The sequence below is a fragment of the Xanthomonas sp. NCPPB 1325 genome (assembly GCF_041477645.2).
GTDB classification, from domain to species: domain Bacteria; phylum Pseudomonadota; class Gammaproteobacteria; order Xanthomonadales; family Xanthomonadaceae; genus Xanthomonas; species Xanthomonas cannabis.
The window spans coordinates 2149968-2175433 of record NZ_CM192985.1; the positions used below are offsets into that span (position 1 = coordinate 2149968).

A 25466-nucleotide genomic window follows, 5' to 3' on the forward strand; every position below is an offset into this window, starting at 1 on the left:
CGGTGGCTCTCTGCAGTCCTGCCCGACCGTCGGCGCATACCCCAGAGCCAGACAGGAGAGTGCAGTGGGTTTGGCGACGTTGGATATCGTGATCGTGCTGGTCTACCTGACCGGCATCTTCGTACTTGCGCAGTGGGTGTCGCGCGAGAAGGCAGGCCACAGCAAGAGCGCCGAGGATTACTTCCTGGCCAGCAAGTCGTTGCCGTGGTGGGCGATCGGCGCATCGCTGATTGCCGCGAACATTTCGGCCGAGCAGATCATCGGCATGGCTGGTTCGGGCTATGCCATCGGTCTTGCGATTGCCTCCTACGAATGGATGGCAGCGCTGACGCTGCTGATCGTAGGCAAGTTCTTCCTGCCGATCTTCCTGCGCAACGGCATCTACACCATGCCGCAGTTCCTGGAGCAGCGTTACGGCAAGTGGATCCGCACGTTGATGGCGGTGTTCTGGCTGCTGTTGTACGTGTTCGTCAATCTCACCTCGATCCTGTGGCTCGGGTCGATTGCAGTGAGCCAGGTCACCGGCATGGACCAGACCCTGGCGCTGGCGCTGATCGGCGTGTTCGCGCTGGTCTATCAGCTGTACGGCGGTCTCAAAGCTGTCGCGCTGACCGACATCGTGCAGGTCACGCTGCTGGTGCTGGGCGGCCTGCTGGTGGCCGGGTTGACCCTGGCGCGGATCGGCGATGGCGCCGGCGTGCTGGCCGGCTTCAAGCACCTGTGGAGCGCGCACCCCGAGCACTTCCACATGATCCTGACCAAGGACAACCCGTTCTACAAGGATCTGCCCGGCCTGAGCGTGCTGCTGGGCGGGCTGTGGATCATGAACATCAGCTACTGGGGCTTCAACCAGTACATCATCCAGCGCGCACTGGCGGCCAAGAACATCGGCGAGGCGCAGAAGGGCATGGTGTTTGCGGCGTTCCTGAAACTGCTGATGCCATTGGTGATCGTGGTGCCGGGCATTGCCGCGGTGGTGCTGGCGCCGGACCTGGCCAAGCCCGACCAGGCCTATCCGACCATGATGCAGTTGCTGCCGACCGGTATTTTAGGGTTGGTGTTCGCGGCGCTGGTGGCGGCGATCGTGGCCTCGCTGGCCTCCAAGATCAATTCGGTGGCGACGATCTTCACCCTGGATTTCTACGCCAAGTTCCGCCCCCAGACCGAGCAGAAGCTGCTGGTGCGCGTGGGCCGCATCGTGGCGGCGGTGTCGGTGCTGATCGGCATCCTCACCGCGCGGCCTTTGTTGGGCAACTTCGATCAGGGCTTCCAGTTCATCCAGGAATTCACCGGCTTCTTTACGCCGGGCGTGGTGGTGATCTTCATGCTCGGCCTGTTCTGGAAGCGCGCCAACGAAGCCGGCGCACTGACCGCGGCGATCGGTTCGGTGGTGCTGTCGTTCGCGCTCAAGTTCGCCTGGCCGGAACTGCCGTTCATGGACCGCATCGGCGTGGTGTTCCTGGCCGCGCTGGTGCTGGCTATCCTGGTGTCGTTGATGACGCCGGCCACCCAGGCACGCGATCTGATCCGCACCGACGATGTGGCCTATGGCACCACGCTGGGCTTCAAGGTCGGCGCCGCCGGCGTGATCGCGATCCTGGTCGTGCTGTACGCGGTGTTCTGGTAAGCGGCAGTTAAAAAAGTGGCTGACGCCTCGTGCGTCAGCCGCTCACTCCATATACGCAGTGCGGCGCGGCACCCCGGTGTCGCGCCGCACTGCGTTTCAGCGTTGCAGTGCAGCGCGCGGTCGCCTCAGCTCCCACCGATTCCCGATTCCCGATTCCCGCCAACGACATCGTCATTGTCGATGGCCGTGCCTCAGACCCGCGCCGCAGCCAGGCTGGCTGCGAGCAGATCCACCGGTGCCGCGAGCGGTTCGTGCCACGGGGTCTGCAGCCAGGTTTCCAGCGCGGCGGCCGGCATCGGCTTGGCGATCCAGTAGCCCTGGCCTTCGTCGCAGCCCCAGGCGCGCAGCTGCGCGTAGGCCTCGGCCGACTCAATGCCTTCTGCCACCACGCGCTGGCCCAGGCTGTGGCCGAGCTGGATCATTGCCGGCACCAGCGTGCGGTCGGTGCGGTTGTCGGGCAGCGAGCGGATGAACGACTGATCGATCTTCAACGAGCTGGCCGGCAACTGCTTGAGATAGCTGAAATTGCTGTAGCCGGTGCCGAAGTCGTCGATGGCGATGTGCACGCCCAACGCGGCCACCGCCGCCAGCTCCTCGGCCAGGTGGTCGGGGTGGCGGATCATCGCGCTTTCGGTGAATTCGATCTCCAGCCGGCGCGGGTCCAGCTTGTGGCGTTCCAGGCCGCGCCGCAACAGGCCGGCAAACCCGCGGCGGTCCAGGTCGGCCGCCGACACGTTCAGGGCGAGATTGAAATCCAGTCCCTGCTGCTGCCAGCGCGCGGCCTGGGCGATGCCGTTGTCGATGACCCAGGCGGTGATGCGGTTGATCAGGGCGGTCTTCTCGGCCATCGGCACGAAATCGGACGGCAACACCGGGCCGATCATCGGGTGCTGCCAGCGCAGCAGGGCCTCCACCGCCACGCAGCGGTGGTCGTGCAGGTCTACGCGTGGCTGGTAGTGCAGGCGCAACTGGCTGGCGCTGTCCAGTGCGGCGGGCAGGGCGGCAAGCAGGCGGAAGGTATTGCGTTGCGCCACGTCATGCTTGCGCTCGTACATGCTCCATGGCAGCCCGCGCTCGCGCGAGACGTCCACAGCGGTGGTGAGCGAGCGGATGGTGTCGGCGGCGCCGTAGCTGGTCTGCAGCGATACCGCGCCGATCGAGGCCACCGCGGTATGCGGGATGCCCTGATGATCCAGCGGTTCGGCAAAGGCCTTGGAGACCTTGTTGCACAGGCTGGACAGCCGCTGGTTCTCGGTGGGTGTCATGAACCCGAAGGTAGTCGGGTCCAGCCGGTACAGCAGGGTGCCGCCGGGCAGGTAGGCGGCCAGGCGACGCTGTGCCAGCGCGACATAGCCATCGGCGTAGTCCCAGCCCAGTGCCTTGACCATGTCGCGAAAATAATCGCTGCCGCAGACATCGATGGCCACCGCGGTGGTGGCCGGTGCGGTGTCGCGCTGCGACAGCCAGGTATCCAGGTCTTCGCTGAAACGCGAACGGTTCGGCAGGCCGGTGGCACCATCGCGGTAGGTGGTGCTGCGCAGGTTTTCCACCCGCAGTACGGCCAGGTCGCGCAGACCTTCCAGACGGGTCAATGCCTCTGCATCCAGGCCATCGCGCGGGCTGGTGCCGATCACGCACAGCGTGCCGATGCTGTGGCCCTCGCGCAATTTCAGCGGTGCGCCGGCGTAGAAGCGGATATACGGCGGGCCCAGCACCAGCGGGTTGTCGCAAAAGCGCGGGTCCAGCTGCGCATCCGGCACCACCATCACCTCGTCGGAGCGGATCGCGTGGGCGCAGAACGCCTGGTCGCGCGGGGTCTCCGACGCGTCCAGGCCGACGCGTGCCTTGAACCACTGGCGATGTTCGTCCACCAGCGACACCAGCGCGATTTCCGCGCCCAGGCTGCGCGAGGCCATCGCGGCAATGGTCTCGAATACCGGGTCCGGCGGCGAATCCAGCAGGCAGAGACCGCGCAAGACGGCCAGACGGGTGGCTTCGTCGGTCATGGAGGACGGCAGGGAGTTGGGGGCGGGCGAGGGTTGCATGTGCCTCTATCGGCCCAGGCCGCCACCTCTTGACGTGTGCGCTCCGGCTTATTCAGCTGGCAGCAGCGCTGTGGCGTGCTGCAGCGCAAGGCGTGGCGCGCGCATGGCCCCGGCACCGGCCCGCATGCTGGCGGCGGTTTCGCGTTGCAGCACCGTAGTGCGCAGCGCGGCAGGCCGCGCGCGCGTCATTCTGCAAGGCTGGATGCGCCTTGCAGAAGACACCGGTAACTGCCGTGAACGCACGGAAGTTAACGTTACCAGCGGCCGGCGTCGCGGTCTGCGCGCTCGGTCCGCATCTGCGGTTTTTGTCGGTTCTGTGACCTGGCCGCCGATTGCGCATGCCCACGGTGGGCACGGTGGGCGCACGTGGGCCGGACATGCGACTGCGTGCCGAGGCGTCCACGGCACCCACCTTGGAGCGACCATGAAGATCTTCACTCGTCTGGCGCAGCGCGCCCTGCTGCTGGTGGCCGGCCTTGCGCTGGCGTCCGCCGCACATGCTGGTTTGTCCGTATCGGGGACGCAGTTGCGGGAGAGCAACGGCAACGCGCTGGTCCTGCGCGGCATCAACCTGCCACATGCCTGGTTTGCCGACCGTACCGATGCGGCGCTGGCGCAGATTGCCGCCACCGGCGCCAATAGCGTGCGCGTGGTGCTGAGCAGCGGGTATCGCTGGAACCGCACGCCCGAAGCAGAGGTGGCGCGCATCATCGCGCGCTGCAAGAGCCTGGGCCTGATCGCCGTGCTGGAAGTGCACGACACCACCGGTTACGGCGAGGACGGCGCCGCCGGGACCCTGGCCGACGCGGCCAACTACTGGACCAGCATCCGTGGCGCGCTGGTGGGACAGGAGAACTACGTCATCATCAATGTCGGCAACGAGCCGTACGGTAACCGCCTCAGTGCCAGCGAGTGGGTCAACGGCCATGCCCGTGCGATCGCCACCTTGCGCAACGCCGGTTTGACCCACGCGCTGATGGTGGACGCGCCCAACTGGGGCCAGGACTGGCAGTTCTACATGCGCGACAACGCGGCTGCGTTACTGGCGCTCGACAGCCGTCGCAACCTGGTCTTCAGCGTGCACATGTACGAAGTGTTCGGCAACGATGCCACGGTGGATACGTACCTGCGTGCATTCCAGAGCAACCGCCTGGCGCTGGTGGTGGGCGAATTCGGTGCCGACCATCGCGGCGCGCAGGTGGACGAGGCGGCCATCATGCGGCGCGCGCGCCAGTACAACGTGGGCTACATGGGCTGGTCGTGGTCGGGCAACGACAGCAGCACCCAGTCGCTGGATATCGTGCTTGGCTGGGACCCGACGCGTCTGAGCAGCTGGGGCCGCACATTGATTGAAGGCTCCGACGGCATCCGTGCCACCTCGCGCCGGGCCAGCGTGTTTGCTGCCCGACAGCGTTGACGTAGCGGGGAGGCTGACCAGACGTGCGTGCGACCCGGGTGCGATCAGCGCCCGGGTTCGCGCAATGGACCCGGGCTGGGGCGCTTGGTCAGCTTGCGCTGCAGCGAGCGCCGATGCATGCCGAGCAGGCGTGCGGCCGCGGAGACGTTGCCACCGGTCTCGTGCAGGGCCTGCTGGATGTGCTCCCACTGCAGGCGGCTGAGCGGGGTCATCATTTCCTGCGCGGTTTCCTCTTCGTCCGGCTCGGGAAGCTCGTCGTCTTCTTCGCCCAGCGCCCGCATGATCGTGGGGATATTGGCCGGCTTGGGCAGGTAGTCGTCGGCGCCGAGCTTGATCGCTTCCACCGCGGTGGCGATGCTGGCATAGCCGGTGACCAGCAGGATGCGCATGTCGGCGCGGATCTCGCGCAGCGGCTGGATCAGGCTCAGGCCGGAATCGTGACCGAGCTTGAGATCGATCAAGGCGAAATCCGGCAAGGCGCTACGCGCGGTGGACAGCGCGCTGGCCGCGTCGGTGGCGGTCAGCGTTTCCACCCCGCGCCGTGCCAGGCTGCGCTGCAGCGTGCGCAGGTACAAGGTGTCGTCGTCGACCAGCAGGCCGGTGCGGATGGGAGTGCTTGTCATGCGAGTGCCTCGTGTTCGGAGAGCGGCAGACGGAAACCGACGCGGGCGCCGCTGCCTTCGGCGGGCAGCATCCACAATTCGCCCTGCAGGCGTTCGACGGTGGCATGCGACAGCGCCAGGCCCACGCCCATGCCGTCGTGTTTGCCGCTGTTGAACAAGGTGCCCGGCAACATGGCTTGCGCGGTGTCGAAGCCGGGGCCGTAATCGCGCACTTCGCCGCTGAGATGGTCGTGCTCCACGCGCAAGGTAAGGTCGATCTGCGGGCGCCCGGCCCGTTCGCCGGCATCGGCGGCGTTATTGAGCAGCACCATCAGCAGGTGGCTGACGCCCGGCTGCAGCATCAGCCGCATCGGTGCGTCGTCGTTGCGGCGCAACTCGATGGTGGGGCGCACCAGGCGCCATTGTTCCAGCACCTCCTTCACCGCCACCTCCCGGCTCAGGTGGCCGTTGTCGGCCGGCGCCGCCAAGGCCAGCACGCGCTCGTGGCATTGCACCAGCAGCTCGCGCAAGGTGTCCAGGTCTTCGCGCAGTTCGGCCTGGTCGCACTGGTCGGCAATGTCGTCCACCAGCAGGGTCATCGTCGCCAATGGCGTATTCAATTCATGCGCCACCGAGGCCGCATGCGTGGCCAGCGCGACGATGCCTTCATTACGGGCGAAGCGCTCGCGCAGGGTGGAGATCTCGCGCTCGCGTTCGCGCATGGACAACGCCAGCCGGGTGGCGAAGGCCAGCACCACCACCGTGGAGAGCAGGAAGTTGGCCGCCATGCCCCACATGTGCAGGCTGAGCGGGTCGAAGCTGCCGTAGGGCAGCGGCAGCCCGAACGCCGCGCTGATCACGTAGCCGGCCACGCACGACGCCGCCACCGCCATCGCCCAGCCCAGCGGCAGCGCCAACGCGGCCAGCGCGATCAGCACCAGGAACAGCGAGCCGAACGGATTGGCGATGCCGCCGCTCCAGCCCACCATCCAGGTCAGCACTGTCACATCGACCAAGATGTGGCCGAATTCGGTGGCCGGGCTCACCGCGCCACGGTGGGCCACACGCAGCTGGGCGTACAGGTTGAACACCGCCAGTGCGGCGACGCCGGCCCACAGCGGCTGTTGCGGCAGGTTCAAGCCCATCAGGCCGGTGGCGACCAGGATGGTGGCGGCCTGGCCGGCGGTGGCGAGCCAGCGCAGGCTGCACAGGGTCCGCAGGAAGGAGGCGTCGGAGCTGTTCATCACGGCAATGCTATGCGCTCAGGAGAATGGTGGCCTGCGACAAACCGTCGCATCGGTGCCGGCGGCGGCCCGCGCGTCGCTTCAGCTGTGAGCCGACGGCGGACAGGCTAAAATAGCGCGATGCATGACGCCGTGACCCGCCCAACCCCTCCCGCCGACGCCACCGCCTGGCCGCGCCGCATCACCCAGGCCGTCAAGATCGGCAGCGTGATCGTGGGCGGAGGCCACCCGGTGGTCGTCCAGTCGATGACCAACACCGACACCGCCGACATCGCCGGCAGCGTCAAACAGGTGTCCGAACTGTGGCGCGCCGGCTCGGAGATGGTACGGCTGACCGTCAACAACGCCGAGTCCGCTGCCGCCATTCCGCGCATCGTGGACAAGCTGCGCATGATGGGGATTGAAGTCCCGTTGATCGGCGACTTCCACTACAACGGGCACCAGTTGCTTGCCGCCGAGCCGGCCTGTGCCGAGGCGCTGGCCAAATACCGCATCAACCCGGGCAATGTCGGCTTCGGCAAGAAGAAGGATCTGCAGTTCGGTCAGCTGATCGAGTTCGCCATCAAGTACGACAAGCCGGTGCGCATCGGCGCGAATTGGGGCTCGCTGGACCAGTCGCTGGCGGCGCAGCTGATGGATGAAAACTCGCAGCGCGAAACGCCCTGGGATGCCGGCCGGGTGCTGCGCGAGGCGCTGATCCGTTCAGCCGTGGATTCGGCCGAGCGTGCGGTGGAGCTGGGCTTGCCGCGCGAGCGCATCATCCTGTCGGCCAAGGTGTCCGGTGTGCAGGAACTGATCGCGGTGTATCGCGACATGGCCAGCCGCTGCGACTTTGCGCTGCATCTGGGCCTGACCGAAGCCGGCATCGGCAGCAAGGGCATCGTCGCCTCGGCTGCGGCGCTGAGCGTGCTGCTGCAGGAGGGCATCGGCGACACCATCCGCATCTCGCTGACGCCGGAGCCCGGCCAGTCGCGCACGCAGGAAGTGGTGGTCGCGCAGGAGCTGCTGCAGACCACCGGGCAACGCGCGTTCACCCCGATGGTCACCGCATGCCCCGGCTGCGGGCGCACCACCTCCGAGTTCTTCCAGGAACTGGCCGGCGTGGTGCAGAACCATGTGCGCGCCAAGATGCCGGAGTGGAAGATCTCCAACCCCGGTGCCGAGAACATGACCCTGGCGGTGATGGGCTGCGTGGTCAACGGCCCGGGCGAATCGCGCCACGCCAATATCGGCATCTCGCTGCCGGGCACGGGCGAGGCGCCGTCCGCACCGGTGTTCATCGATGGCGAAAAAAGCGTCACCTTGCGCGGCGAAAACATCGCTTACGAATTCATCGACCTGATCGACCAGTACGTCGAACGCACCTATGTCCGCCGCGCCGGCTGAGTCGCCGGCCGGGTTCAAGGCGTGGTTGCGCAGCAATGCGTGGCGCATGGGACTGTTGTTCGTCGGGGTGCTGCTGCCGCTGGGCCTGTTCGTGGATCTGGCCGATGAAGTGCACGAGCTGGAAAATTTCTATTTCGACGAGCCGTTGCTGTGGAGCATGCGCAGCATCGCCACCCCGACGCTGGATGCGCTGTTCGGCGTGATATCGAAGGTGGGCTACCAGTACGGCGTGATTCCGGCAGATATCGCGATCGTGCTGGTGCTGCTGGTATTGCGGCGCTGGCGTGAGGGCACCTTTGCCGCGCTCGGCTTCGGTGGCTCGGCGCTGTTGAACATGGGTGCCAAGCAGTTCTTTCAGCGCAACCGGCCGAGCCTGTGGGAATCGATCGCCCCGGAGAGCACCTTCAGTTTTCCCAGTGGTCATGCGATGGGCTCGATGACGCTCGCGGCGGTGGTCATCGCGCTGGCCTGGCGCACCCGTTGGCGCTGGCCGGTGACGATTGCGGCCAGCGCATTCGCGCTGCTGGTCGGGGTCTCGCGCATCTACCTGGGCGTGCATTACCCCTCCGACATCCTCGGTGGCTGGTCGGCCGCGCTGGTGTGGGTGGTCGGCCTGTATCTGGTGATGTTCCGCGGCGCACGGCGGCCGCATTGGCGCAAGCCGAGCCGGGAGGTCGCGGAGCAGCCCGGCCGCTTACCGTTCGCAAATTAAGAGCGGTGGGGAAGCTCTCGTCGCCATAGCCGGGCGCCAACGATGGTTCCGATGGAGGCCAGCAAAATCACGTAATACGCCGGTCCCATCGGATGCTGCTTGAGCAGCATCACCACCACCAGCGGGGTCAGGCCGCCAAACACGGCGTAGCCCAGGTTGTAGGCGAACGACACGCCAGACAGACGGATCACCGGCGGAAACGCTTCGACCATGACGCGCGGGATTGCGCCCAGCACGCCAAGCGCCGCGCCCAACAACGCATACAGCGGAAACAGCAACTGTCGGTCGCCGGCGAAGCGATAGAACAGCCATGCGCTCACGCCCAGGAGTACGCTCCCACCCAGTAGCACGCGGCCGTTGCCCCAGCGATCCGACAGCGCGCCGGCCACCACCGAGCCGATGGCCTGCAGCAGCACCGCCAGCAGGTTGGCCTGCAAGGCGACCGCGGCAGGGTAGCCATAAGCGCTCTGCAGCAGGGTGGGGGTCATCAGCGATACCACCAGCACCGCCGCTGCCACCACCCAGGTCAGCCATAACGACAGCGCCAGGCTGCGCGGATGGTCGCGCACCACCACCTTCAGTGGCGTTTCGCGCGCCAATGCACGCATCGCCACCATTTCGGCAAACACCGGCGTCTCGTGCAGCCAGCGCCGCAGGTATACCGACAACAGGCCGAAGACCCCGCCCGCCAGGAACGGCAGACGCCAGGCGTAGTCGGCGATCTCCTGCGGGGTGTAGACGCGATTGATCGCTGCGGCGCTGAGCGAGCCGAGCAGCACGCCGGCAGCCAGGCCGGCAGTCAATGTGCCGCAGGCCAGGCCCCTGCGCTGCGCAGGCACGTGTTCTGCGACGAACACCCAGGCACTGGGCACCTCGCCACCGATCGCCGCGCCTTGCAGCAGGCGCATCGTCAACAGCAACAATGGCGCGGTCAGGCCGATCTGCGCGTAGGTCGGCAGCACACCGATGGCCAGCGTGGGCAATGCCATCAGGCCGATGCTGAGCGCGAACATGCGCTTGCGGCCGAGCAGGTCGCCGAAGTGCGCCATCACGATGCCGCCCAGCGGACGGATCAGGTAGCCGGCCGCGAAAATGCCGAAGGTCTGCAGTTGCCGCGTCCATTCCGGAATGCCTGGAGGAAAGAACAGTTCGCCCAGCACCTTCGCGAAAAAGATGAAGATGATGAAGTCGTAGAACTCCAATGCGCCGCCCAGCGCGGCCAGGGTCAGCGTCCTGTAGTCGCGGCGCGTCAGGTGGTGTGCGGCGGCGGTGCCAAGAGCGTCATGCGTGTTCATGCAGCTGCGTCCTGTTGCGGGTGGTGGCGCGCCTGCCAGTCACGGCGGTTGCGGCGTGCCATCCCATGCTAGCGCGACCTGCAGCCTGGACCGGTATGCCGATTCTGTGTGGCGGTGATCGCCGGTTGGATGCTTCGGTGGTCCGGACATGCCTGCGCGTTGGCGCCGGGTGGACTCATTCGCCGGGTTTTGCGCCTTCCACCGGCGCATGCGTGGCGGCGCGACGTGCCAGTACCGCTTCGCGATGCGCGATGTAGACGTTGGCGCCGATGATGATGGCCGCCCCGATCACGGTATGCCGCTCGATCGCCTCGCCGAACAGCCACCAGCCCAGCAGCGCCACCAGCGGCAGCTGCATGAAGCTGATCGGCTGCAGCGCCGAGACTTCGCCCAGCTTGAGCGCGCGCGTCCAGAACAACTGCCCGGCGGTGCCGAAGATGCCGGTGGCCACCAGCCACAGCCAGTCGATGCCCTGCGGCCAGGTCCACTGGAACAGCGCCGGGATCAGCGACATCGGCACCCAGAACACGTAGGTGTAGAACACCACCGTGTCCGAATCGTCGTTACGCGAAAGCTGTTTGATCTGGATTGCCACGATGGCACTGATCACTGCCGCGAGCAGCGCAATCAGCAGTCCCGGGCTGAAGGTGGACGAGCCCGGGCGCAGGATCGTCAGCACCCCGATAAACCCGGCTGCCACTGCCAGCCAGCGGCGCATGCGCACCTGTTCGTGCAGCCAGATCACGGCCAGCACGGTGACGAACAACGGCGTGGAATAGGAGAGCGAAATTGCCTGCGACAACGGCAGATGGCCGATCGCCCAGAACCCGCACAGCATCGAGGCCAGGCCAATCAGCGTGCGTGCGAAATAGTGCGGCAACTGACGGGTACGCGGCAGCGTCTTGCCACGGCCGATGAGCAGCGGCAGCAGCGCCAGCAGGCCGAATGCATTGCGGAAGAACGCGATCTCGGTGGTGGCGACGGTCTTGGATGCCAGCCGGATGGTGATGGCCATCAGACCGAAGGCGAGCGTGCTGATCAGCATCCAGGCAGCGGCGCGCATGGACGCCGAGGGTGCAGTCACCAATGCGCTCCGATAATGCGGGGTTCCGGCTCCAGGATCACCGAGTAGCGCTCGCGCACCGATTCGGCGATGCGTCGCGCAACGTCCAGCAGCTGTGCGCCGGTTGCGCTGCCGTAATTGACCAGCACCAAGGCATGCGCCGGCGACACGCCGGCGTCGCCTTCGCGCTGGCCCTTCCAGCCGCACTGTTCGATCAACCAGGCGGCCGACAACTTGCCCTGGCCAGGCTGCTCGCCCGGATACACCGGCATGTCGGCGAAGGTGGCCTGCAACGCGGCAATCTGTTCGCTCGGCAGCAGCGGATTCTTGAAGAAGCTGCCGGCATTGCCGAGCACGTCCGGGTCCGGCAATTTGCGGCGGCGGATGTTGATCACCGCCTGCGCCACATCGGCCGCGCCCGCCAGCTCGGCGCCCATGCTGGCCAGCTCCTCGCGGATGCCGGCGTAGTCCAGCCGCAGCTCGTGCAGCAGCGGCAGATTGAATTCCACCGCCACGATCAGGTAACGCTCGGGCTGCTGCTTGAACACGCTGTCGCGGTAGCCGAACGCGCAGTCCGCTGCCTCCAGCCGCACGAACTGCTGGCTGTGCCGGTCGAAGGCTTCCACCACCTGGATGAAGTCGCCCACCTGCGCGCCATAGGCGCCGATGTTCTGGATCGGGCAGGCGCCGACGGTGCCGGGAATCAGCGCCAGATTCTCCAGCCCCGACAGCCCCTGCTGCAGCGAATACAGCACCAGCGCATGCCAGTTCACGCCGGCACCGGCGCGGACGATGGCGTGGTCGGCGTGGTGCGCAATGATCGCAATGTCGCGGTTCTCGAAACACAGCACGCAGCCGGGCGGGTCGCCGGCCAGCAGCACATTGCTGCCGCTGCCTAGCACCAGCAGCGGTTCGCCCGCGATCTGCGGCGCTGCCAGCGCCTGCGGCAAGGCTTGGGGCGTGTGGATGCGCAGCAGCCAGCGCGCGCAGGCATCGACGTGAAAGGTGTTGAGTGCACGCAATGGCGCGTGTTCGCTCAACTGCCAGCCCGGTTGCACAGCCTCGCTCATAACGGCGACACCGCACCGCCGCTCGGCGCTTCGCGGCGGCGACGGATGGCGTCCACGCATTCGCCGATCAACGGCGGCCCGCGATACACCAGGCCGCTGTAGCACTGCACCAGGCTCGCACCGGCGGCCATCTTGGCCACCGCGTCGGCGCCGGAGCTGATGCCACCCACGCCGATCAACGGGATCGACTCGGGCAGCCGCGCGCGCAGCCGGCGCAGCACCAGGGTGGATTGCCCCAGCAATGGCGCGCCCGACAAACCGCCGGCTTCGGCGGCCAACGGGTGATTGGCGATCAAGGTGCGGGTCACCGTGGTGTTGGTGGCGATCACGCCATCCACGGCCAGATCGGCCAACACGCGTGCGGCGGCGTCGATGTCGCGGTCGTTGAGGTCCGGCGCCACCTTCACCAGCATCGGCACCCGCTTGCCGTGCTGGGCGGCGAGCGCTTCCTGGGTCTCGCGCAGGTCGGCGATCAAGCGGCGCAGCGATTGTTCTTCCTGCAGCTCGCGCAGGCCGGCGGTATTGGGCGAAGAGATGTTGACGGTGATGTAGTCGGCCAGCGGATACACGCGCTCCATGCAGTAGCGGTAGTCGCTGGTGGCATCCTCGTTGGGCGTGTCCTTGTTCTTGCCGATGTTGATGCCCAGCAGGCCACCGCGCCGCCGCGCGCGCTGCACATTGGCCACCAGCGCATCCACGCCCAGGTTGTTGAAGCCCATGCGGTTGATCACCGCCTGGTACTCGGGCAACCGGAACATGCGCGGCTTCGGGTTGCCCTCCTGCGGGCGCGGGGTCACCGTGCCGATCTCGACAAAGCCGAACCCCAACGCCAGCAGGGCGTCGATGTGCTCGCCATTCTTGTCCAACCCGGCGCCCAGTCCGACCGGGTTGGGGAACATCAGGCCGAAGGCAGGGGTCGGCAGCGGCACCGGGCGCTTGGCCAGCAGCGACGTGGTGCCGGTGCGGTAGGCGGTATCGATGGAGCGCAGCGCCAGCGCGTGGGCGCGCTCGGCATCGAGGGAAAACAGGAAGGGGCGGGCAAGCGAATACATGCGGGTCAGTTCAAACTCCCGGCAAAAATGCGGGTCTGGTAATGGAAGTCGATCAGTCCGTCGCGGGCGTGCGCATCGAACAGGGCGCGCAACGCGGCCAGCATCGGCGCGTTGCGCGGGTCGTGTGCCAGCGGCGCATACGAAGACGACAGCAACCGGCCGCGCAGCGCATCGAAGTCCAGCCGCTGCACATTGGGAAAGCGCGCCATCGCCCGAAACCCGTCGCCGAACCAGGCCTGCATCGTGGCATCGTCCTGGTAGCGCTCGGCCACGGCCGAATAATCGGTGCCGTACTCCAGCAGCAGCTGCTCGTAGCCGCGCAGGAACGCGGTGCTGTCCAGTTCGCGCGAGTTCCAGTACACCGCCGCCAGGCCGCCGGGCTGCAGGATGCGTGCCCATTCGTGGCGCACTGCCTGCGTGTCGAACCAGTGGAAGGCCTGCGCCGCCGACACCAGACCCACGCTGGCATCGGCCAGGCCGGTAGCTTCGGCAGTGCCGTCGGTGGCCTGGAAGGCCGGAAACTCCGCCAGCCATTGCTGGGCGGCCGCGCGCATGGCCGGATTTGGCTCCACCGCAGTGACCGCGTAGCCGGCTTCAAGAAACAGGCGGCTGGAAATGCCGGTGCCGGCGCCGATGTCGGCCACCGGCGTGGCGGGGGTGACGCCCAGGTCGTCATGCAACCAACGCAACACCTGCGGCGGGTAGCCTGGCCGGTAGCGCACGTAAGCGGCCACACGGTCGTTGAAGCGCTGGGCAGAGGAGGGCGCAGCCATGCTCAACTGCTGGAGGCCGCCAGCCACGCCATGCCACCGAAGAACAGGATGAAGATGACGATGCCGACCAGCCACATCGCCACTGCCAGCCAGCCAAGAATCAGCCCGCCGATGGCCAGCCCGTCGCCTTCCAGGCCTTGCGGATTGCGCCGGATTTCGGCGCGCGCCAGATGGCCGGTGATGATGGCGCAGATGCTGCCGAGGAAGGGGATCAGCGTCCAGCCGAGAATGCCTGCGACCAGACTGACGATGGCCATGGCGCTGGTCTGTCGAACGACAACGTTCATCATGAACTCCGTGAGAGTGAGCCGGCAGCCGGTCTCTGGTGAGGCGATTATCCCAGAGCGGCCGCCGAAAAGGCGTGCCGTGTGCGGTAGGAACCCCTGTGCAGCCGGTCATTCGCCTGTCCTGACGTGCCGAAGAGCAGGCCGGGCCGCCGCGCGGTGCCTTGCTAGAGCAGGGCCTATCGGAGCAGGGCAGCCAGCCGCCTGGCATTGCCGCGATGCTGTTGTCAGTGGCGTGTCCGGCGTCGCCGCAGATGCCGAGCAGGCTGCGGCTGCGCTCACATCGCTGCGTCGCAAGCGCGCCGGACCACTGCCCGGCGCACCTTGCGGCATCGATCAAAGATCGAACTTGATGCCCTGCGCCAGCGGCAGCGAATCGGAGTAGTTGATGGTGTTGGTCTGGCGACGCATGTAGACCTTCCACGCATCCGAGCCGGATTCGCGGCCACCGCCGGTGTCCTTCTCGCCGCCAAAGGCGCCACCGATCTCCGCACCGGAGGTGCCGATGTTGACGTTGGCAATGCCGCAATCGCTGCCCGCCGCCGACAGGAATTTTTCGGCCGCTTTCAGGTTCTGGGTGAAGATCGACGAGGACAGGCCTTGCGGCACGCCGTTCTGCAGGTCGATGGCCTCATCCAGCGTGCGGTACTTCATCACGTACAGGATCGGCGCGAAGGTCTCATGCTGCACGACCTCATCGCTGTTCTGCAGCCCGGTGACGATCGCCGGCAACACGAAGTTGCCGGGGCGATTGATCGCGGTGCCGCCCACTTCGACGGTGCCACCGGCGGCCTTGGCCTTGGCGATCGACTCCAGGAATTGCTCCACCGCAGCACGGCTGTTGAGCGGGCCCATCAGGTTTGCCGGGTCGGTGGGGTCGCCGATCTTGCTGTCGAGCTGCCTGTACGCCTTGACCAGGGTGGCCAGCACGTTCTCGTAGATGGATTCGTGCACGATCAGCCGGCGCGTAGTGGTGCAGCGCTGCCCGGCCGTGCCGACTGCGCCGAACACGATGCCCGGGATGGCCAGCTTCAGGTCGGCGGTTTCATCCAGGATGATCGCGTTATTGCCGCCCAGCTCCAGCAGGCAGCGGCCCAGGCGATGGGCGACCTTTTCGGCGACCACGCGGCCGATCTGGGTCGAACCGGTGAAGCTGATCAGCGGCACGCGCCGGTCTTCGACCAGCGTCTGCGACAGCGCCGTGCCGGCATCGTTGATCAGGAAGAAGATGTCCGGGAAGCCGGCGTCCTTCAACGCCGCATTGCAGATCTTCATCGTCGCAATTGCGGTCAGCGGCGTCTTGTTGGACGGCTTCCAGACGCAGATATCGCCGCAGATGGCCGCAAGGAACGCATTCCACGCCCACACCGCCACCGGGAAGTTGAATGCGCTGATGATGCCCACCAGCCCCAGCGGCTGGTACTGCTCATACATGCGGTGGCCGGGACGCTCCGAATGCATGGTGTAGCCGTAGAGCATGCGGCTCTGGCCCACGGCGAAGTCGGCGATGTCGATCATCTCCTGCACTTCGCCATCGCCTTCCGGCTTGCTCTTGCCCATCTCCAATGCCACCAGCGAGCCCAGGGCATCCTTGTGCGCACGCAGCGCCTCGCCACACAGGCGCACCGCCTCGCCGCGACGCGGGGCAGGCGTGGTCCGCCACACCTTGAAGGCCGCCTGCGCGCGCTGGATGATCAGTTCGTAATCTTCCGGCGTGGTCGCCTGTACATCGGCGATGACGGCGTTGGTCGTCGGATTGAGCGGCTGCAGCACGCCCGCACCGGTGGCCGACGACCAGGTCGCCTCGCCGAGGTAAGTGCCGGAATTGGACGCGGCGAGGTCGAGCGCCTTGAGCAGGTCAGCGGACATGGAATCTCCTGGAGGTCGGGACGGTCGCCCGACGGCCAAGGCCAGCCAGCGACACGGGTAGCCGCCGATTTTAGCAGGCTCCACCCGCCGCCCGCCGGCTTGGCAAGCCGGCTGAACATGCGACAATGCCGCCCTTGGCCCCGTAGCTCAGCTGGATAGAGCGTCCCCCTCCTAAGGGGAAGGTCGCCCGTTCGAATCGGGCCGGGGTCACAAGAAATCAGGTACTTAGGCGATTCGCCGTGCGAAGCAATTGGCATATGTGCGCACTGTTTTGGACCGAACGGTCACAGTGGTCACAGTCTAGAAGCGCAGCTTTCTGACAGCTCCGTCGTCACCCTCTGGCGTCAGGTGCGCATAGTACTTCTCCGTGGTCGCATAGTCGGCATGGCCGGCCAGGATCTGCACCCGCCGCAGCGGCACCCCAGCGATCACCATGTGGGCGCAAAAGGTGTGCCGGAGCCGGTGCAGGCTGCCGCCGATGCCGGCCTTTGCCGCGTCCTTGGCGAACCAGTCCGACACCGTGTCCTGGTGCACGGAGACGATGGGATCGGGAAGCCTTCGCAGCGCCCACTTAGCGTAGCGATTCAGCGGCACCTCGCGCCACCTGCCGGACTTGGTCCGTCCCGCGCCGGTCTCGTCGGGCACGCTCTCGATGTGCAGGCGTCCCGACACGGCCGCCGCCTTGCCCAGGGCGACCACCTCGCCACGACGCAGGCCCGTGTGCGCCAGGAACATCCACAGCGGCGCGCGCTTAGGGTTGGCGCGGTAGAGCCGCCGCATCGCCTGGCGGTCGTAGAAGCGCACGGCAACGCTGCGCACGCCTCGCGGCGCCTTGACCACTTCGAAGGGGTTGACGTCCAGTTCTTTCCACTCGACGCCGCGATTGAACGCTGCATGCAGCCGGCGGATCTCCTTGCCGACCGTCTCCGGCGCTGCTTTGTCGGTGACCAGTCGCTGGCGCTTGTAGCCCTCGATTTCCATGGGCCGAATGGTGTCGATCGGGCGGTGTCCGAACTGAGCGATGAAGCGCTTCATCTCGCTGCGCGCCTTGCCGGCGGTGGTCGGGTGCTCGGCCTCGTACCAGTCCAGATACCACTCCAAGTAGATTCGGACCAGGGGCAGCCTGGCCAGGATCTTGACCCCGTGCCTTAGCTCCGCTTCCTTCGCTGCTCGTACTTCCTCAGCATCTCGCTCGCTGACCCGCCCAATTGACGGACGATGCCGCTGACCGCCTTCGCGCCAGTTGAGGTATGCGACGCCGTTGCGCCAGTAGATCGTGACCCTTGCCATTCCTGTGATCCGTAGATCGCGGCGTACAACGCCGACTTCTCGTAGAGCTGCTTGCCCATGAATCGCTTCGGCGTGAGGCCATAGGCGACAGCGTTCTTGCGGAACTGGGATTCTGAGACGCCGCAGTAGTGGGCGGCTTCGTCGACTGTCAGCCAATCCTTTCCGACGATGTTGAGGTTCTCAGCTGCCCCCATTACCCACCTCCGCCTTGGCGTGCTGGTCGACGACCTTGAACCCGATGACCCACACCCAGGGGTTGGCGTCCCAGTCGCCGCCGGTGCTTCGCCATAGAGCCTTGAAGGCAATGCGCTCGTCACCGGTGTTGAGGTCGCGGATCGGCGTGTTTTGCTCGCCGGCCCACTCCATGGCGCCCTCAGCCAGTGCATCGGCCTCGCTGATCGCATGCAGGCGCTCGACGCGCACGTCGGTGATATCCAGCACCAAGCGGCAGGCTTTGCGCGGCATATGGATGCTCGGGCGCCACTTGAGGCCGAAATCCTTGCGTGCTTCGTCGCTGGCGCTGCCCTTGGGGCTTTCGGCACCATACGCGTACCGCGTCCGCTTGCCAGTCTCCATGTCATAGTGCTCGACCCCCGTGCCCGTGAGGTCCATCCACGTCTCCCGCACCCACAGCCGGTCGCCGGGCTTGCCGAAGGGGCAGGGCAGCACATGATCGGTGCCCGGGCCAGCGGCCAGCGCCCACCACCGTGCATCCTCATCTTCTGCGCCCCAGTTGGCGGGATCGTTGAGGTCGTCTCCGGAGCCGCCGATGAAATCGAAGCCCGGCGGCATCTTCACCACGCGCCGCGTCTGCGACTTTGTGCCGGACAGGATGGCGCGCACCATGGCGCCGTTGAAAAGGATGGGGCGCTCACGCATCGTCCTGCTCCTTCGCCGCTGCCGGCTGGGGGTGGGCGGCGAGCATGGCTGCGTCGATGGCCGAATCAAGTCCATCTTGTGGACCTCTGGCTAGGTTGACGTAATGCGGCTCATCGCCAATGTGCACGTCTCGCAGCCAGCGATATCGGTCGCCATCGACATCACGCTCGATTTCTGGCTGGATCTCATAACTGCCATTCCCACTGAGATATGCCCTTAGGTCTTCCAGCAAAGGGGCGGCATTATTCCTGAAATCAGAATCTGAAATACCGCCAATCAGGCAGTAGGTGTCAATTCGGTAGAGCAAATCACCTTCTGTGAACTGGTCACGCTCCGGCACAGCAGCAGGCGCGGGCGGGGTGGTGTAGAGCGGCGGCAGACTGGACGCCCATTGCGCCAAATAGTCGAAGCACCGACGAAACTCAATGTAATCCGTGCAATTCACCAACGGCCCAGCCGGGCACTCAAACTGGTAATCGCGCTCCAATCTGTCCGCGAATGCAGCGCCGTTTACGATTGCACCCTGCGGGATTTCTACAGGCGCCGGCTCCACCCCTACCGGCTGGCGGGCGGCCTCTTTCAGCTCACGAATTGCGCCAACTATTTCGGCACTCCCGTTCCCACATTCCTTGTCGTCTTCTGTGAATCCTAGCTCTTCCTGCACATCGTTGATTACGCTCAGAAGCATGCCAACAAAGCCCGTATCCACCGGCTGGCGTGCAGCGAGGTGCCGCCAAGCCATCCATGCGCCACGGGTAACAGGGTGATTGTACAAAACATTCCCCGGATAGATAACGACAGACATCTCTTTATTTTTTGCCCAAGCCTCAAACTGCGCCCGCGCATCCCCACCGCTCCCCGCATCGGGCTGCAGCTGCTCTTCAAGCCGGAAAACGCGCTCGCGAAGACATACGTTATCCTCTGCCTCTTCGGACAGCGCGCCTTGCAAGGCGATTGCATCACGTACCGCTGCGGCCGAATCGGACCACCCGCTGCTGCTCAAAACTCGCGCGGCTGTTTCAAGCCTTTCGTTCAAATCGCTCATATCTTTCTCCAATAGTTGGCGCGGCTTAGGCGGCTTGGCGCTTTAGGTTTTGTTCGTAGGCATCGACGACGCTGCGGAATGCCAAGAGGTCGGCGCGCATTTTCTCGATGAATTCCTCGTCGCGCTCAAAGCGCTTCCACCACAGTTGCTTGCCGACCGGGGCGAGAGCAGGGCAGTACAGGCCGATGTGCCACCACTTCCTGCCGGTGATCCACATGCATCCCTGTGCCTGCTCGAATACCTCACTGGCGTCGTTATCGATGTGGAACGAGCGCAGCTTTTCCGGGTTGATAAAGCACTTGTACTCGCTACCGCCGTCATCGCCGATCAGGCCGTCAGCCGAGCAGCCGAAACCGTCTTCCGACAGCACGAAGCCGGCACGCTGCACTATCAGGCCGGACTGCACCTCATGCTCAGCGCGTGCGTCTGGCTCAAGATCGTGACCGCGACGCATGGCGAATGTCTCGAAGCCCTCATCCAACGGCTCGCCGCTGATACGCTCGATGGCCAAGCGAAAGGCATAGTTCTTGGCCTCTTCGCTGTAGTCGCCCACTGGCTCGCCGCGCAGGGCCTTGGCGATGCCTGCAGCCTTGGGCACGGCCGCATAGCCGGCCGCCTTGGCCGCCGTCTTCTCGTCCAGCCCCGACTGCACGCCATCCACGTAGGCCTGTTGCCGCTCGTCCAACTCGCCAACGCGCTTGCGCGCGGTGGTAAACATGCTAGCCGTCACCACGCCGGCGCGGGCGCGGTGCCAGGCTTCGCTGCCTTGGGCGCAGGTCAGGATGATCACTCGACCACCTCTGCATCAGCCTGCTCTGCTTGCGCCTTTAACCCTGCGTGAGCTGCCTGACCGATCATGGTCCGCTGCTCCTTCGTCAGCTTCGCCCACGCCTCGCCGTAGGCGATCAGGCCGGCTGTGGCGATGTCCTGCAGGCTCGCATACAGCTGGTCTCGCTCAGGGCTGTCTGCCGGCGGCGGAAGCGCGCCACGCTGCTGCGGCTGTTGCTGCGAGACCAGCGTCGCCAGTCCTTCGTCGGATTCGGTGTTGAGGTGATGGATGGCTTGATCGAGACGGTCGGTCTTCGGCCAGTACTTGTAAGCGCGCTTCACGACCGTCTTTTTCGCCATCTCGCCCCAGTCGCTTTTCCACGGCGAAGACTTGCCCGACTTCACAGACTGGGAGCGCCGCATAATGCCGTCGATTTCATCGCGGCTCATGGTCTCGGTCAGATAGTCTCCTTCAGGCGTCTTCACAACCACGTAGGCGCCGATCACTTCGCCGCGATCCTTGCCGAACGGGTCATGCTGGTGATGCGGAGCCTGATCGAGTCCATTCAGTGCAAAGACGTCTGCCTCATGCACAAGTTTGGCTTGCCCCCAGCGGATCGATCCAGATTCGATGGCCAGATCCATCAGGCCCATGTAACTGATGTCGAGGCAAATTTTCCCGTCACGCGGGACCAGATAGGCCTGGCGCTTCGCCGGGTTCAAGCTGATACCGATAGCGGCAATGTTGATCACCGCTGCCACGACCGACTGCCGATTGCTCAATGCGATTTTCAGCGCGTAGTCGTTGCCCTGTAGCACCTGCATGGCGAATTCGGCTTCGCGATCGAAGTTGATCGAGCGATCGACAAGGACCGACATAAACGAGTCCTTGGTGCCGTAGATGTCCTGCTCGATGACGGCGATGTTGCTCATTGAATGTCTCCGTAGCATTTTTTATTTTTGATTGCGCTAACCCATCCGACACTCACTCGAAATTTTTGACCTATCTCGCGGTGAGTTCCTGGGAAAGAGCGGATTGCCAAAATAGTCTCGCGAGGAATGTTCCGTGTCCTGGCGCGCCCCTTTGCATCTCGGTCTCGCATGTTCTGGGCCTGCGTCCCGACAGCAAGGTGCAGCGGGTTCACGCAAAGAGGGGTATCGCACTTGTGCATGACAACAGCGCCACTTGGGACAGGGCCAATAAAAGCTTCGTATGAAGCGCGATGTGCGGAATAAACGACCTGATTTTTCTTGATCTGCCCGTATCCATTTGCACCCGGCGACCCAAGCCACAGATGGCAACCCGCTTCAGGAACTGGGGTTGAACGCTCTTCAATTTCGCTACGGAGGAACATCTTTCACGTCCTGCCGGCGGCGCCGGCGTTTTGAATTAGTGCCTGTCTTTCCAGGCTGTCAGCTGTGTTGCAACAGCACCACTCGTTTACGCATGAGCTTTCACTGCGTGCCGCGATGACGCACCGGCAAAGGCGGCAGGTAGACGACCTGCGGCGTTTGGTGGAGGGGCCGGCGCTGATCTCCGGCTTGTGGGCTGTCTTAGGTCCACCCGCGATACGCTTCCGATTTCTCGGCCGCTGCGCATCAGCCTGCGCATTTGCCTCCATAGATCTGCACCCCAGGTGGCACCACATCCTTCAACCCACCAGGTCAGAGATTGAGGTGCAGATCTATGGAAAGTCCGTGACGTGGACCAATCGGCCATCGGCGGCGAAACATGGCGCTTCACAGCGCGAAGTGCAGGGCGGGGAGGCCCTTCTGGGGATTTTTAGCCGTCGCCGTAGCCGTCGCCGTAGCCGTCGCCGTCGCCGTAGCCGTAGCCGTAGCCGTTGCCGTCGCCGTTGCCGTAGCCGTCGCCGTAGCCGTCGCCGTTGCCGTAGCCGTCGCCGTAGCCGTCGCCGTCGCCGTAGCCGTAGCCGTAGCCGTTGCCGTCGCCGTAGCCGTCGCCGTCGCCGTAGCCGTAGCCGTAGCCGTCGCCGTCGCCGTTGCCGTCGCCGTAGCCGTCGCCGTCGCCGTTGCCGTAGCCGTCGCCGTAGCCGTAGCCGTCGCCGTAGCCGTCGCCGTCGCCGTCGCCGTCGCCGTAGCCGTTGCCGTTGCCGTCAGCATTAGCAGCCGCAGCGATGTAAGAGGCAGCGCGCTGACTGCGCATCAGCATCTCGGTATCGCCCTCGATACGACCAGCGGCGTGTTTCTCGATGAACTCCAGCGTGCCCTCAATACATGCGCCAGAATCGAGCACATCGACCACGGTCACGCGCGGCCGGTAAGCCAGCGCGTGAGTGTCCATTACGCGCTCTCCCAGGCTTCGACTGCGGCAGGGGCCACTTCGAAAACGGCGGTGATTTTGCGGATCTCAATCTTTTGCGCGCGGGCGCTGATCTTCGAAGAACTGGTCGGGCCAGTCTCGGCCAGCTGCATCAGCCCCTTGGTAGTGCCAAACCGGATTGCCATTCGGGCATTTGTCAGATCGATGGTTTCGCCCTTGGTATCGCTGGCGTAGCCAAAGAAAACTCCGCGATGTTCGGTGGTGACGATGACGGGGCGCGGAGCCTTAGATTTTGCGGTTGCCATGATGCCCTCCTGGGCGGTTGGTTATCGAACGCCGCGACGCGGCTGCTCGGGGAAATTGGGAAGGTTCGGTCGCACCATCGGAGCGGTACGTGCCTGTGCAGCTTTGCGCCTGGCGTTGCGATACGACTGCGGGATGTGCAGCGCCAGCAGAAACGCGATGGTCGTGAGCGTCGAGCCGATCAGGTCAGAGTTGCGGTAGTAGGCGAAGCAGCCGATTGCAGTCAGCACGGCCACCGTTGCGCACAACCAGCCGAATGCGGAGTAGGAGCGGCGCATCACCAGTTCTCCGGATCAGCACAAGCAGATTCGCCCCAGGTGCAGACACCGCACAGTTCCGTGCTGTTCTCCAAACTGCCATTTACGTAGATGTCCACCGTCGGCGTCTGCGTGCACACACAGCACTCAATTTCGTTATTGGGCTTGAATTCCGCTGGAATTGCCTTGTTCATTTCGGCGGCTCCGGCAGCGGCATCCAGTGGGTAACTGCTTCCATCTTGTTACCGCGCACATGGGATGTGCGCCAGCACTCTTTGCCCCGTGCGTTGGGGTGATATGCCGCCCAAACAATCGTGGATGGCCAGCCCCAACTTTCGTATCCAGCTTCGTCCAGCACGGTGCAAGCTAGAATTGGATTGCCATCCTTCGGCGCAGTCTCAATCGGCTGCCAAGTCCTCATGCTTCACCTCGGGCTTTTGCCATGGCGGCACGGATCGTGGTCAGCGCCTCATCGGCAATTGCGTCACCGTCTACCCGGTTGATTTCATAGCGCATCAGCAGGGTTTCACAGTGGTCCAGCGCCTCATACAGCTCCGGCGCGGCGGCTAGTAACCTAGCTTCCGATTCTGAGCGGCAATGAATTTCGCCAGTCAGAACCGGGGACCCAGCTTGATCAACAATCCAAGGCGCGTGTTCTTTAGTGTTGTAATCCTCCCAGGGATTACCGTCGCCATCCCATTGCCACTTCGTTTCACTCATGACCACTCTCCAGGGACATCACACAGACGCCCTCAATTCGTTCGATGTGGGAAAGCTCAAGATCCACATTGCCCAGCAGGATTCCGGTGCAATCGATCACGTAGATGCCGGGTGCCTTGATCGTGGGCAAACCTGTGCGCATTGCTTCGATGAAGTCGGCGTCTTCGATCACGAGACGAGCGCCTGCACAAGCACAGAAACAAGTACGCCTGCGATAAAAGCCACTGCCGCGACAAGAACCATGTCGCGCGCAAATGCATTGATGAACTGCTCCTCTGCCGTCTTCATGCCTGCACACCATCAGCCAAGCCCTGCAATTCCTTGAGCCGATCCTCAGCTGCGCGCAGAGCATCCTTTGCGCTTGCCAGCCTCTCCTTCGCGCCGCTGATCATTTTTTCCACCTTTTCCTGCTTGGCAGCCCCGGCATCAGCATGGAAGTGATACCCCTCGTTGCCGTGCCAACGGCGCTGATCCTCTTCCTCGTCGTTATTGAGCATGTGCACTGCCACGATGCGGTCTCGGTCATCGCGAGCCAGGAGCAACTGGCACTGCCAGCCGTGCGTGCATGTCTTGCACTCAACCTCCAGCTGCACCTCATCCGGTCGTTCACGGCGACCAATGACTACATAGCGAAAAATCCCAGCCCCATCGACGTAGCGGAATAGCTCGTCCCCCACCTTGTAATCGTTGATCTTCATTCCGCCTCCGGCCCGTTGTTATTCCGCCCCATCCGCGCACGGCGCGCAGCCTCGGCGATGTGGCTGACGTACGATTTCGCGTAGCCGCTCTCGATGTATTCGTTGATGCACTTGCCCGGCGGGATGCCAAGCTCTCGCGCATATCCGCGAACCTGCTGCATTTCGCTCCAGGCGCTTGGGGGGATGACGGCGCTCATGCGGCACCGCCTACACTGGCAAGGGCGGTCCGGAGGCGGAATTCGGTTGCAGTCGCGGGCGCTTTCTCGCACAAAAAAGCATGCGCCTGCTCTGCAGCCTCGATCAGCTCGGCCATGGCGGCACATGCCACGCGCCCCTCTCGTGCAAGCTTTGACGATCCATGATTTGCCAACGCGTTGGCGCTGCGGGTCATCACCGTGATCACATCGACAGGGGCGCTCATGCCGCCACCCGCCACGGCATCACTGCGACCGGCGCCGGCTTGGCTTCGTACACCATGAGCATGCGCTGCACGGTCTCCAGCTTCGTGGTGCCCACCTCGTCCATGCGCCGCTCGATCTCGTTGGCGATGTAGTCGCTGATCGCAGTGCGCAGGATCTCGTCGGCACCTGCATCATTGCCCTGTGCCAGGTGTCCGGCGATCAGGGCCAGCTGCTCGGTCGTCAGCTCGCCCAGCGTTTCGCTCAGTACGTCGCCCGACTTGTGCAGCGCCAGCGCCAGCTCATCGGCGCGCTCGTCTGCCAGTTCCTGGCGGGAGCAGGCGGCACAGCCGCAGTGCTGGTGGTAGTTGTGTGCGAGGCCCATGGC

Annotated in this window: 31 protein-coding genes and 1 tRNA gene; 5 read left to right on the forward strand and 27 right to left on the reverse strand. The window is 64.8% G+C overall.

The annotated features are described in order from the left end of the window. Positions 1–64 precede the first annotated feature (64 nt). Positions 65–1627: a sodium/sugar symporter gene (locus ACCQ10_RS09085; protein ID WP_372362844.1), complete on the forward strand. Its 1563-nt coding sequence runs from the start codon at positions 65–67 to the stop codon at positions 1625–1627. A gap of 191 nt (positions 1628–1818) precedes the next feature. Here ACCQ10_RS09085 and ACCQ10_RS09090 read toward each other — a convergent pair whose 3' ends face one another. Further along, complete coding sequence (locus tag ACCQ10_RS09090; RefSeq protein ID WP_372362845.1) at positions 1819–3672, reverse strand: putative bifunctional diguanylate cyclase/phosphodiesterase; 1854 nt, start codon at positions 3670–3672, stop codon at positions 1819–1821. 424 nt (positions 3673–4096) lie between these two features. Here ACCQ10_RS09090 and ACCQ10_RS09095 point away from each other — a divergent pair, with 424 nt between their 5' ends. Then, positions 4097–5089, forward strand: a complete 993-nt coding sequence (locus ACCQ10_RS09095; RefSeq protein WP_372362846.1) for a glycoside hydrolase family 5 protein — start codon at positions 4097–4099, stop codon at positions 5087–5089. Positions 5090–5133: 44 nt separating this feature from the next. Here the strand turns inward: ACCQ10_RS09095 and ACCQ10_RS09100 are convergent, their stop codons facing one another. Continuing rightward, positions 5134–5712: a response regulator transcription factor gene (locus ACCQ10_RS09100; RefSeq protein WP_039415020.1), complete on the reverse strand. Its 579-nt coding sequence runs from the start codon at positions 5710–5712 to the stop codon at positions 5134–5136. Next, on the reverse strand, positions 5709–6935 hold the full coding sequence (locus ACCQ10_RS09105; RefSeq protein WP_372362847.1) for an ATP-binding protein: 1227 nt from the start codon (positions 6933–6935) through the stop codon (positions 5709–5711). The genes ACCQ10_RS09100 and ACCQ10_RS09105 overlap by 4 nt, the downstream gene beginning before the upstream one ends. Before the next feature lie 120 nt (positions 6936–7055). On the opposite strand from ACCQ10_RS09105, the gene ispG reads away from it, so the two are divergent. Then, positions 7056–8321: a flavodoxin-dependent (E)-4-hydroxy-3-methylbut-2-enyl-diphosphate synthase gene (gene ispG / locus ACCQ10_RS09110; protein WP_166745220.1), complete on the forward strand. Its 1266-nt coding sequence runs from the start codon at positions 7056–7058 to the stop codon at positions 8319–8321. Continuing rightward, a complete protein-coding gene (locus tag ACCQ10_RS09115) occupies positions 8302–9033 on the forward strand; it encodes a phosphatase PAP2 family protein (protein ID WP_228891077.1) in 732 nt (243 codons plus the stop codon). The genes ispG and ACCQ10_RS09115 overlap by 20 nt, the downstream gene beginning before the upstream one ends. Here the strand turns inward: ACCQ10_RS09115 and ACCQ10_RS09120 are convergent. The 7 genes from ACCQ10_RS09120 to amaB all read right to left on the reverse strand — a co-directional run bounded on the left by ACCQ10_RS09120 (position 9030) and on the right by amaB (position 16439). Then, the gene (locus tag ACCQ10_RS09120; protein WP_372362848.1) at positions 9030–10328 is read right to left on the reverse strand and encodes an MFS transporter; all 1299 of its coding nucleotides are present in this window, start codon (positions 10326–10328) and stop codon (positions 9030–9032) included. The two genes, ACCQ10_RS09115 and ACCQ10_RS09120, sit on opposite strands and share 4 nt — an antisense overlap. 175 nt (positions 10329–10503) lie before the next feature. Then, positions 10504–11415 (reverse strand): DMT family transporter, encoded by a 912-nt coding sequence (locus ACCQ10_RS09125; protein ID WP_372362849.1) that lies wholly within the window; start codon positions 11413–11415, stop codon positions 10504–10506. Beyond that, the gene (murB, locus tag ACCQ10_RS09130; protein ID WP_372362850.1) at positions 11409–12461 is read right to left on the reverse strand and encodes a UDP-N-acetylmuramate dehydrogenase; all 1053 of its coding nucleotides are present in this window, start codon (positions 12459–12461) and stop codon (positions 11409–11411) included. The genes ACCQ10_RS09125 and murB overlap by 7 nt, the downstream gene beginning before the upstream one ends. Next, positions 12458–13513, reverse strand: coding sequence for a quinone-dependent dihydroorotate dehydrogenase (locus ACCQ10_RS09135; protein ID WP_047697863.1), 1056 nt, complete (start codon positions 13511–13513; stop codon positions 12458–12460). Before ACCQ10_RS09135 ends, murB begins: the two co-directional genes overlap by 4 nt. Before the next feature lie 5 nt (positions 13514–13518). Next, the gene (locus ACCQ10_RS09140) at positions 13519–14286 is read right to left on the reverse strand and encodes a class I SAM-dependent methyltransferase (protein ID WP_372362851.1); all 768 of its coding nucleotides are present in this window, start codon (positions 14284–14286) and stop codon (positions 13519–13521) included. 2 nt (positions 14287–14288) lie between these two features. After that, positions 14289–14573, reverse strand: coding sequence for a DUF4190 domain-containing protein (locus ACCQ10_RS09145; RefSeq protein WP_039404416.1), 285 nt, complete (start codon positions 14571–14573; stop codon positions 14289–14291). A gap of 333 nt (positions 14574–14906) precedes the next feature. Continuing rightward, the gene (gene amaB, locus ACCQ10_RS09150) at positions 14907–16439 is read right to left on the reverse strand and encodes an L-piperidine-6-carboxylate dehydrogenase (RefSeq protein ID WP_372362852.1); all 1533 of its coding nucleotides are present in this window, start codon (positions 16437–16439) and stop codon (positions 14907–14909) included. Between the two features lie 136 nt (positions 16440–16575). Here amaB and ACCQ10_RS09155 point away from each other — a divergent pair. Further along, positions 16576–16649: transfer RNA gene (locus ACCQ10_RS09155), tRNA-Arg, on the forward strand. Positions 16650–16739: 90 nt separating this feature from the next. Here the strand turns inward: ACCQ10_RS09155 and ACCQ10_RS09160 are convergent. The 17 genes from ACCQ10_RS09160 to ACCQ10_RS09240 all read right to left on the reverse strand — a co-directional run bounded on the left by ACCQ10_RS09160 (position 16740) and on the right by ACCQ10_RS09240 (position 25463). Then, the gene (locus ACCQ10_RS09160; protein ID WP_372362853.1) at positions 16740–17729 is read right to left on the reverse strand and encodes a tyrosine-type recombinase/integrase; all 990 of its coding nucleotides are present in this window, start codon (positions 17727–17729) and stop codon (positions 16740–16742) included. 180 nt (positions 17730–17909) lie between these two features. Continuing rightward, the gene (locus ACCQ10_RS09165; protein ID WP_372362854.1) at positions 17910–18608 is read right to left on the reverse strand and encodes an ASCH domain-containing protein; all 699 of its coding nucleotides are present in this window, start codon (positions 18606–18608) and stop codon (positions 17910–17912) included. Further along, positions 18601–19653 (reverse strand): hypothetical protein, encoded by a 1053-nt coding sequence (locus ACCQ10_RS09170; protein ID WP_372362855.1) that lies wholly within the window; start codon positions 19651–19653, stop codon positions 18601–18603. The genes ACCQ10_RS09165 and ACCQ10_RS09170 overlap by 8 nt, the downstream gene beginning before the upstream one ends. 25 nt (positions 19654–19678) lie before the next feature. Then, on the reverse strand, positions 19679–20443 hold the full coding sequence (locus tag ACCQ10_RS09175) for a lambda exonuclease family protein (RefSeq protein WP_372362856.1): 765 nt from the start codon (positions 20441–20443) through the stop codon (positions 19679–19681). Next, complete coding sequence (locus ACCQ10_RS09180) at positions 20440–21354, reverse strand: recombinase RecT (RefSeq protein ID WP_372362857.1); 915 nt, start codon at positions 21352–21354, stop codon at positions 20440–20442. The genes ACCQ10_RS09175 and ACCQ10_RS09180 overlap by 4 nt, the downstream gene beginning before the upstream one ends. Next, complete coding sequence (locus tag ACCQ10_RS09185; RefSeq protein WP_372362858.1) at positions 21351–21776, reverse strand: HNH endonuclease signature motif containing protein; 426 nt, start codon at positions 21774–21776, stop codon at positions 21351–21353. Before ACCQ10_RS09185 ends, ACCQ10_RS09180 begins: the two co-directional genes overlap by 4 nt. Positions 21777–22204: 428 nt before the next feature. Continuing rightward, on the reverse strand, positions 22205–22723 hold the full coding sequence (locus tag ACCQ10_RS09190) for a hypothetical protein (protein ID WP_372362859.1): 519 nt from the start codon (positions 22721–22723) through the stop codon (positions 22205–22207). Next, the gene (locus ACCQ10_RS09195; protein WP_372362860.1) at positions 22723–23007 is read right to left on the reverse strand and encodes a DUF6948 domain-containing protein; all 285 of its coding nucleotides are present in this window, start codon (positions 23005–23007) and stop codon (positions 22723–22725) included. The genes ACCQ10_RS09190 and ACCQ10_RS09195 overlap by 1 nt, the downstream gene beginning before the upstream one ends. 21 nt (positions 23008–23028) lie before the next feature. Continuing rightward, complete coding sequence (locus tag ACCQ10_RS09200; protein ID WP_372362861.1) at positions 23029–23283, reverse strand: hypothetical protein; 255 nt, start codon at positions 23281–23283, stop codon at positions 23029–23031. Beyond that, a complete protein-coding gene (locus tag ACCQ10_RS09205; protein WP_372362862.1) occupies positions 23283–23456 on the reverse strand; it encodes a hypothetical protein in 174 nt (57 codons plus the stop codon). Before ACCQ10_RS09205 ends, ACCQ10_RS09200 begins: the two co-directional genes overlap by 1 nt. After that, positions 23453–23683 (reverse strand): DUF551 domain-containing protein, encoded by a 231-nt coding sequence (locus ACCQ10_RS09210; RefSeq protein WP_372362863.1) that lies wholly within the window; start codon positions 23681–23683, stop codon positions 23453–23455. Before ACCQ10_RS09210 ends, ACCQ10_RS09205 begins: the two co-directional genes overlap by 4 nt. Then, positions 23680–23982 carry an XkdD/Y8K6 family phage-associated protein gene (locus ACCQ10_RS09215; protein WP_372362864.1) on the reverse strand — a complete coding sequence of 101 codons (303 nt, stop codon included), beginning with the start codon at positions 23980–23982 and terminating at the stop codon, positions 23680–23682. Before ACCQ10_RS09215 ends, ACCQ10_RS09210 begins: the two co-directional genes overlap by 4 nt. Continuing rightward, complete coding sequence (locus ACCQ10_RS09220; RefSeq protein WP_372362865.1) at positions 23975–24154, reverse strand: hypothetical protein; 180 nt, start codon at positions 24152–24154, stop codon at positions 23975–23977. Before ACCQ10_RS09220 ends, ACCQ10_RS09215 begins: the two co-directional genes overlap by 8 nt. Positions 24155–24266: 112 nt before the next feature. After that, complete coding sequence (locus ACCQ10_RS09225) at positions 24267–24680, reverse strand: hypothetical protein (protein WP_372362866.1); 414 nt, start codon at positions 24678–24680, stop codon at positions 24267–24269. Beyond that, positions 24677–24877, reverse strand: a complete 201-nt coding sequence (locus ACCQ10_RS09230; RefSeq protein ID WP_372362867.1) for an adenine nucleotide alpha hydrolase family protein — start codon at positions 24875–24877, stop codon at positions 24677–24679. Before ACCQ10_RS09230 ends, ACCQ10_RS09225 begins: the two co-directional genes overlap by 4 nt. Beyond that, entirely contained in the window at positions 24874–25101 is a 228-nt protein-coding gene (locus ACCQ10_RS09235) for a hypothetical protein (protein ID WP_372362868.1), read from the reverse strand. The genes ACCQ10_RS09230 and ACCQ10_RS09235 overlap by 4 nt, the downstream gene beginning before the upstream one ends. After that, on the reverse strand, positions 25098–25463 hold the full coding sequence (locus ACCQ10_RS09240; protein ID WP_372362869.1) for a hypothetical protein: 366 nt from the start codon (positions 25461–25463) through the stop codon (positions 25098–25100). Before ACCQ10_RS09240 ends, ACCQ10_RS09235 begins: the two co-directional genes overlap by 4 nt. Positions 25464–25466 lie beyond the last annotated feature (3 nt).

Excerpts from the sequence above, each read along its gene's own strand:
- ACCQ10_RS09090 (WP_372362845.1), bottom strand. The coding sequence starts at position 3,672 with ATGCAACCCTCGCCCGCCCCCAACTCCCTGCCGTCCTCCATGACCGAC.
- ACCQ10_RS09095 (WP_372362846.1), top strand. The coding sequence starts at position 4,097 with ATGAAGATCTTCACTCGTCTGGCGCAGCGCGCCCTGCTGCTGGTGGCC.
- ACCQ10_RS09100 (WP_039415020.1), bottom strand. The coding sequence starts at position 5,712 with ATGACAAGCACTCCCATCCGCACCGGCCTGCTGGTCGACGACGACACC.
- ACCQ10_RS09105 (WP_372362847.1), bottom strand. The coding sequence starts at position 6,935 with ATGAACAGCTCCGACGCCTCCTTCCTGCGGACCCTGTGCAGCCTGCGC.
- ispG (WP_166745220.1), top strand. The coding sequence starts at position 7,056 with ATGCATGACGCCGTGACCCGCCCAACCCCTCCCGCCGACGCCACCGCC.
- ACCQ10_RS09115 (WP_228891077.1), top strand. The coding sequence starts at position 8,302 with ATGTCCGCCGCGCCGGCTGAGTCGCCGGCCGGGTTCAAGGCGTGGTTG.
- ACCQ10_RS09120 (WP_372362848.1), bottom strand. The coding sequence starts at position 10,328 with ATGAACACGCATGACGCTCTTGGCACCGCCGCCGCACACCACCTGACG.
- murB (WP_372362850.1), bottom strand. The coding sequence starts at position 12,461 with ATGAGCGAGGCTGTGCAACCGGGCTGGCAGTTGAGCGAACACGCGCCA.
- ACCQ10_RS09135 (WP_047697863.1), bottom strand. The coding sequence starts at position 13,513 with ATGTATTCGCTTGCCCGCCCCTTCCTGTTTTCCCTCGATGCCGAGCGC.
- ACCQ10_RS09140 (WP_372362851.1), bottom strand. The coding sequence starts at position 14,286 with ATGGCTGCGCCCTCCTCTGCCCAGCGCTTCAACGACCGTGTGGCCGCT.
- ACCQ10_RS09145 (WP_039404416.1), bottom strand. The coding sequence starts at position 14,573 with ATGAACGTTGTCGTTCGACAGACCAGCGCCATGGCCATCGTCAGTCTG.
- amaB (WP_372362852.1), bottom strand. The coding sequence starts at position 16,439 with ATGTCCGCTGACCTGCTCAAGGCGCTCGACCTCGCCGCGTCCAATTCC.
- ACCQ10_RS09160 (WP_372362853.1), bottom strand. The coding sequence starts at position 17,729 with ATGGCAAGGGTCACGATCTACTGGCGCAACGGCGTCGCATACCTCAAC.
- ACCQ10_RS09165 (WP_372362854.1), bottom strand. The coding sequence starts at position 18,608 with ATGCGTGAGCGCCCCATCCTTTTCAACGGCGCCATGGTGCGCGCCATC.
- ACCQ10_RS09170 (WP_372362855.1), bottom strand. The coding sequence starts at position 19,653 with ATGAGCGATTTGAACGAAAGGCTTGAAACAGCCGCGCGAGTTTTGAGC.
- ACCQ10_RS09180 (WP_372362857.1), bottom strand. The coding sequence starts at position 21,354 with ATGAGCAACATCGCCGTCATCGAGCAGGACATCTACGGCACCAAGGAC.
- ACCQ10_RS09185 (WP_372362858.1), bottom strand. The coding sequence starts at position 21,776 with ATGTTCCTCCGTAGCGAAATTGAAGAGCGTTCAACCCCAGTTCCTGAA.
- ACCQ10_RS09190 (WP_372362859.1), bottom strand. The coding sequence starts at position 22,723 with ATGGACACTCACGCGCTGGCTTACCGGCCGCGCGTGACCGTGGTCGAT.
- ACCQ10_RS09195 (WP_372362860.1), bottom strand. The coding sequence starts at position 23,007 with ATGGCAACCGCAAAATCTAAGGCTCCGCGCCCCGTCATCGTCACCACC.
- ACCQ10_RS09200 (WP_372362861.1), bottom strand. The coding sequence starts at position 23,283 with ATGCGCCGCTCCTACTCCGCATTCGGCTGGTTGTGCGCAACGGTGGCC.
- ACCQ10_RS09205 (WP_372362862.1), bottom strand. The coding sequence starts at position 23,456 with ATGAACAAGGCAATTCCAGCGGAATTCAAGCCCAATAACGAAATTGAG.
- ACCQ10_RS09210 (WP_372362863.1), bottom strand. The coding sequence starts at position 23,683 with ATGAGGACTTGGCAGCCGATTGAGACTGCGCCGAAGGATGGCAATCCA.
- ACCQ10_RS09215 (WP_372362864.1), bottom strand. The coding sequence starts at position 23,982 with ATGAGTGAAACGAAGTGGCAATGGGATGGCGACGGTAATCCCTGGGAG.
- ACCQ10_RS09225 (WP_372362866.1), bottom strand. The coding sequence starts at position 24,680 with ATGAAGATCAACGATTACAAGGTGGGGGACGAGCTATTCCGCTACGTC.
- ACCQ10_RS09230 (WP_372362867.1), bottom strand. The coding sequence starts at position 24,877 with ATGAGCGCCGTCATCCCCCCAAGCGCCTGGAGCGAAATGCAGCAGGTT.
- ACCQ10_RS09235 (WP_372362868.1), bottom strand. The coding sequence starts at position 25,101 with ATGAGCGCCCCTGTCGATGTGATCACGGTGATGACCCGCAGCGCCAAC.
- ACCQ10_RS09240 (WP_372362869.1), bottom strand. The coding sequence starts at position 25,463 with ATGGGCCTCGCACACAACTACCACCAGCACTGCGGCTGTGCCGCCTGC.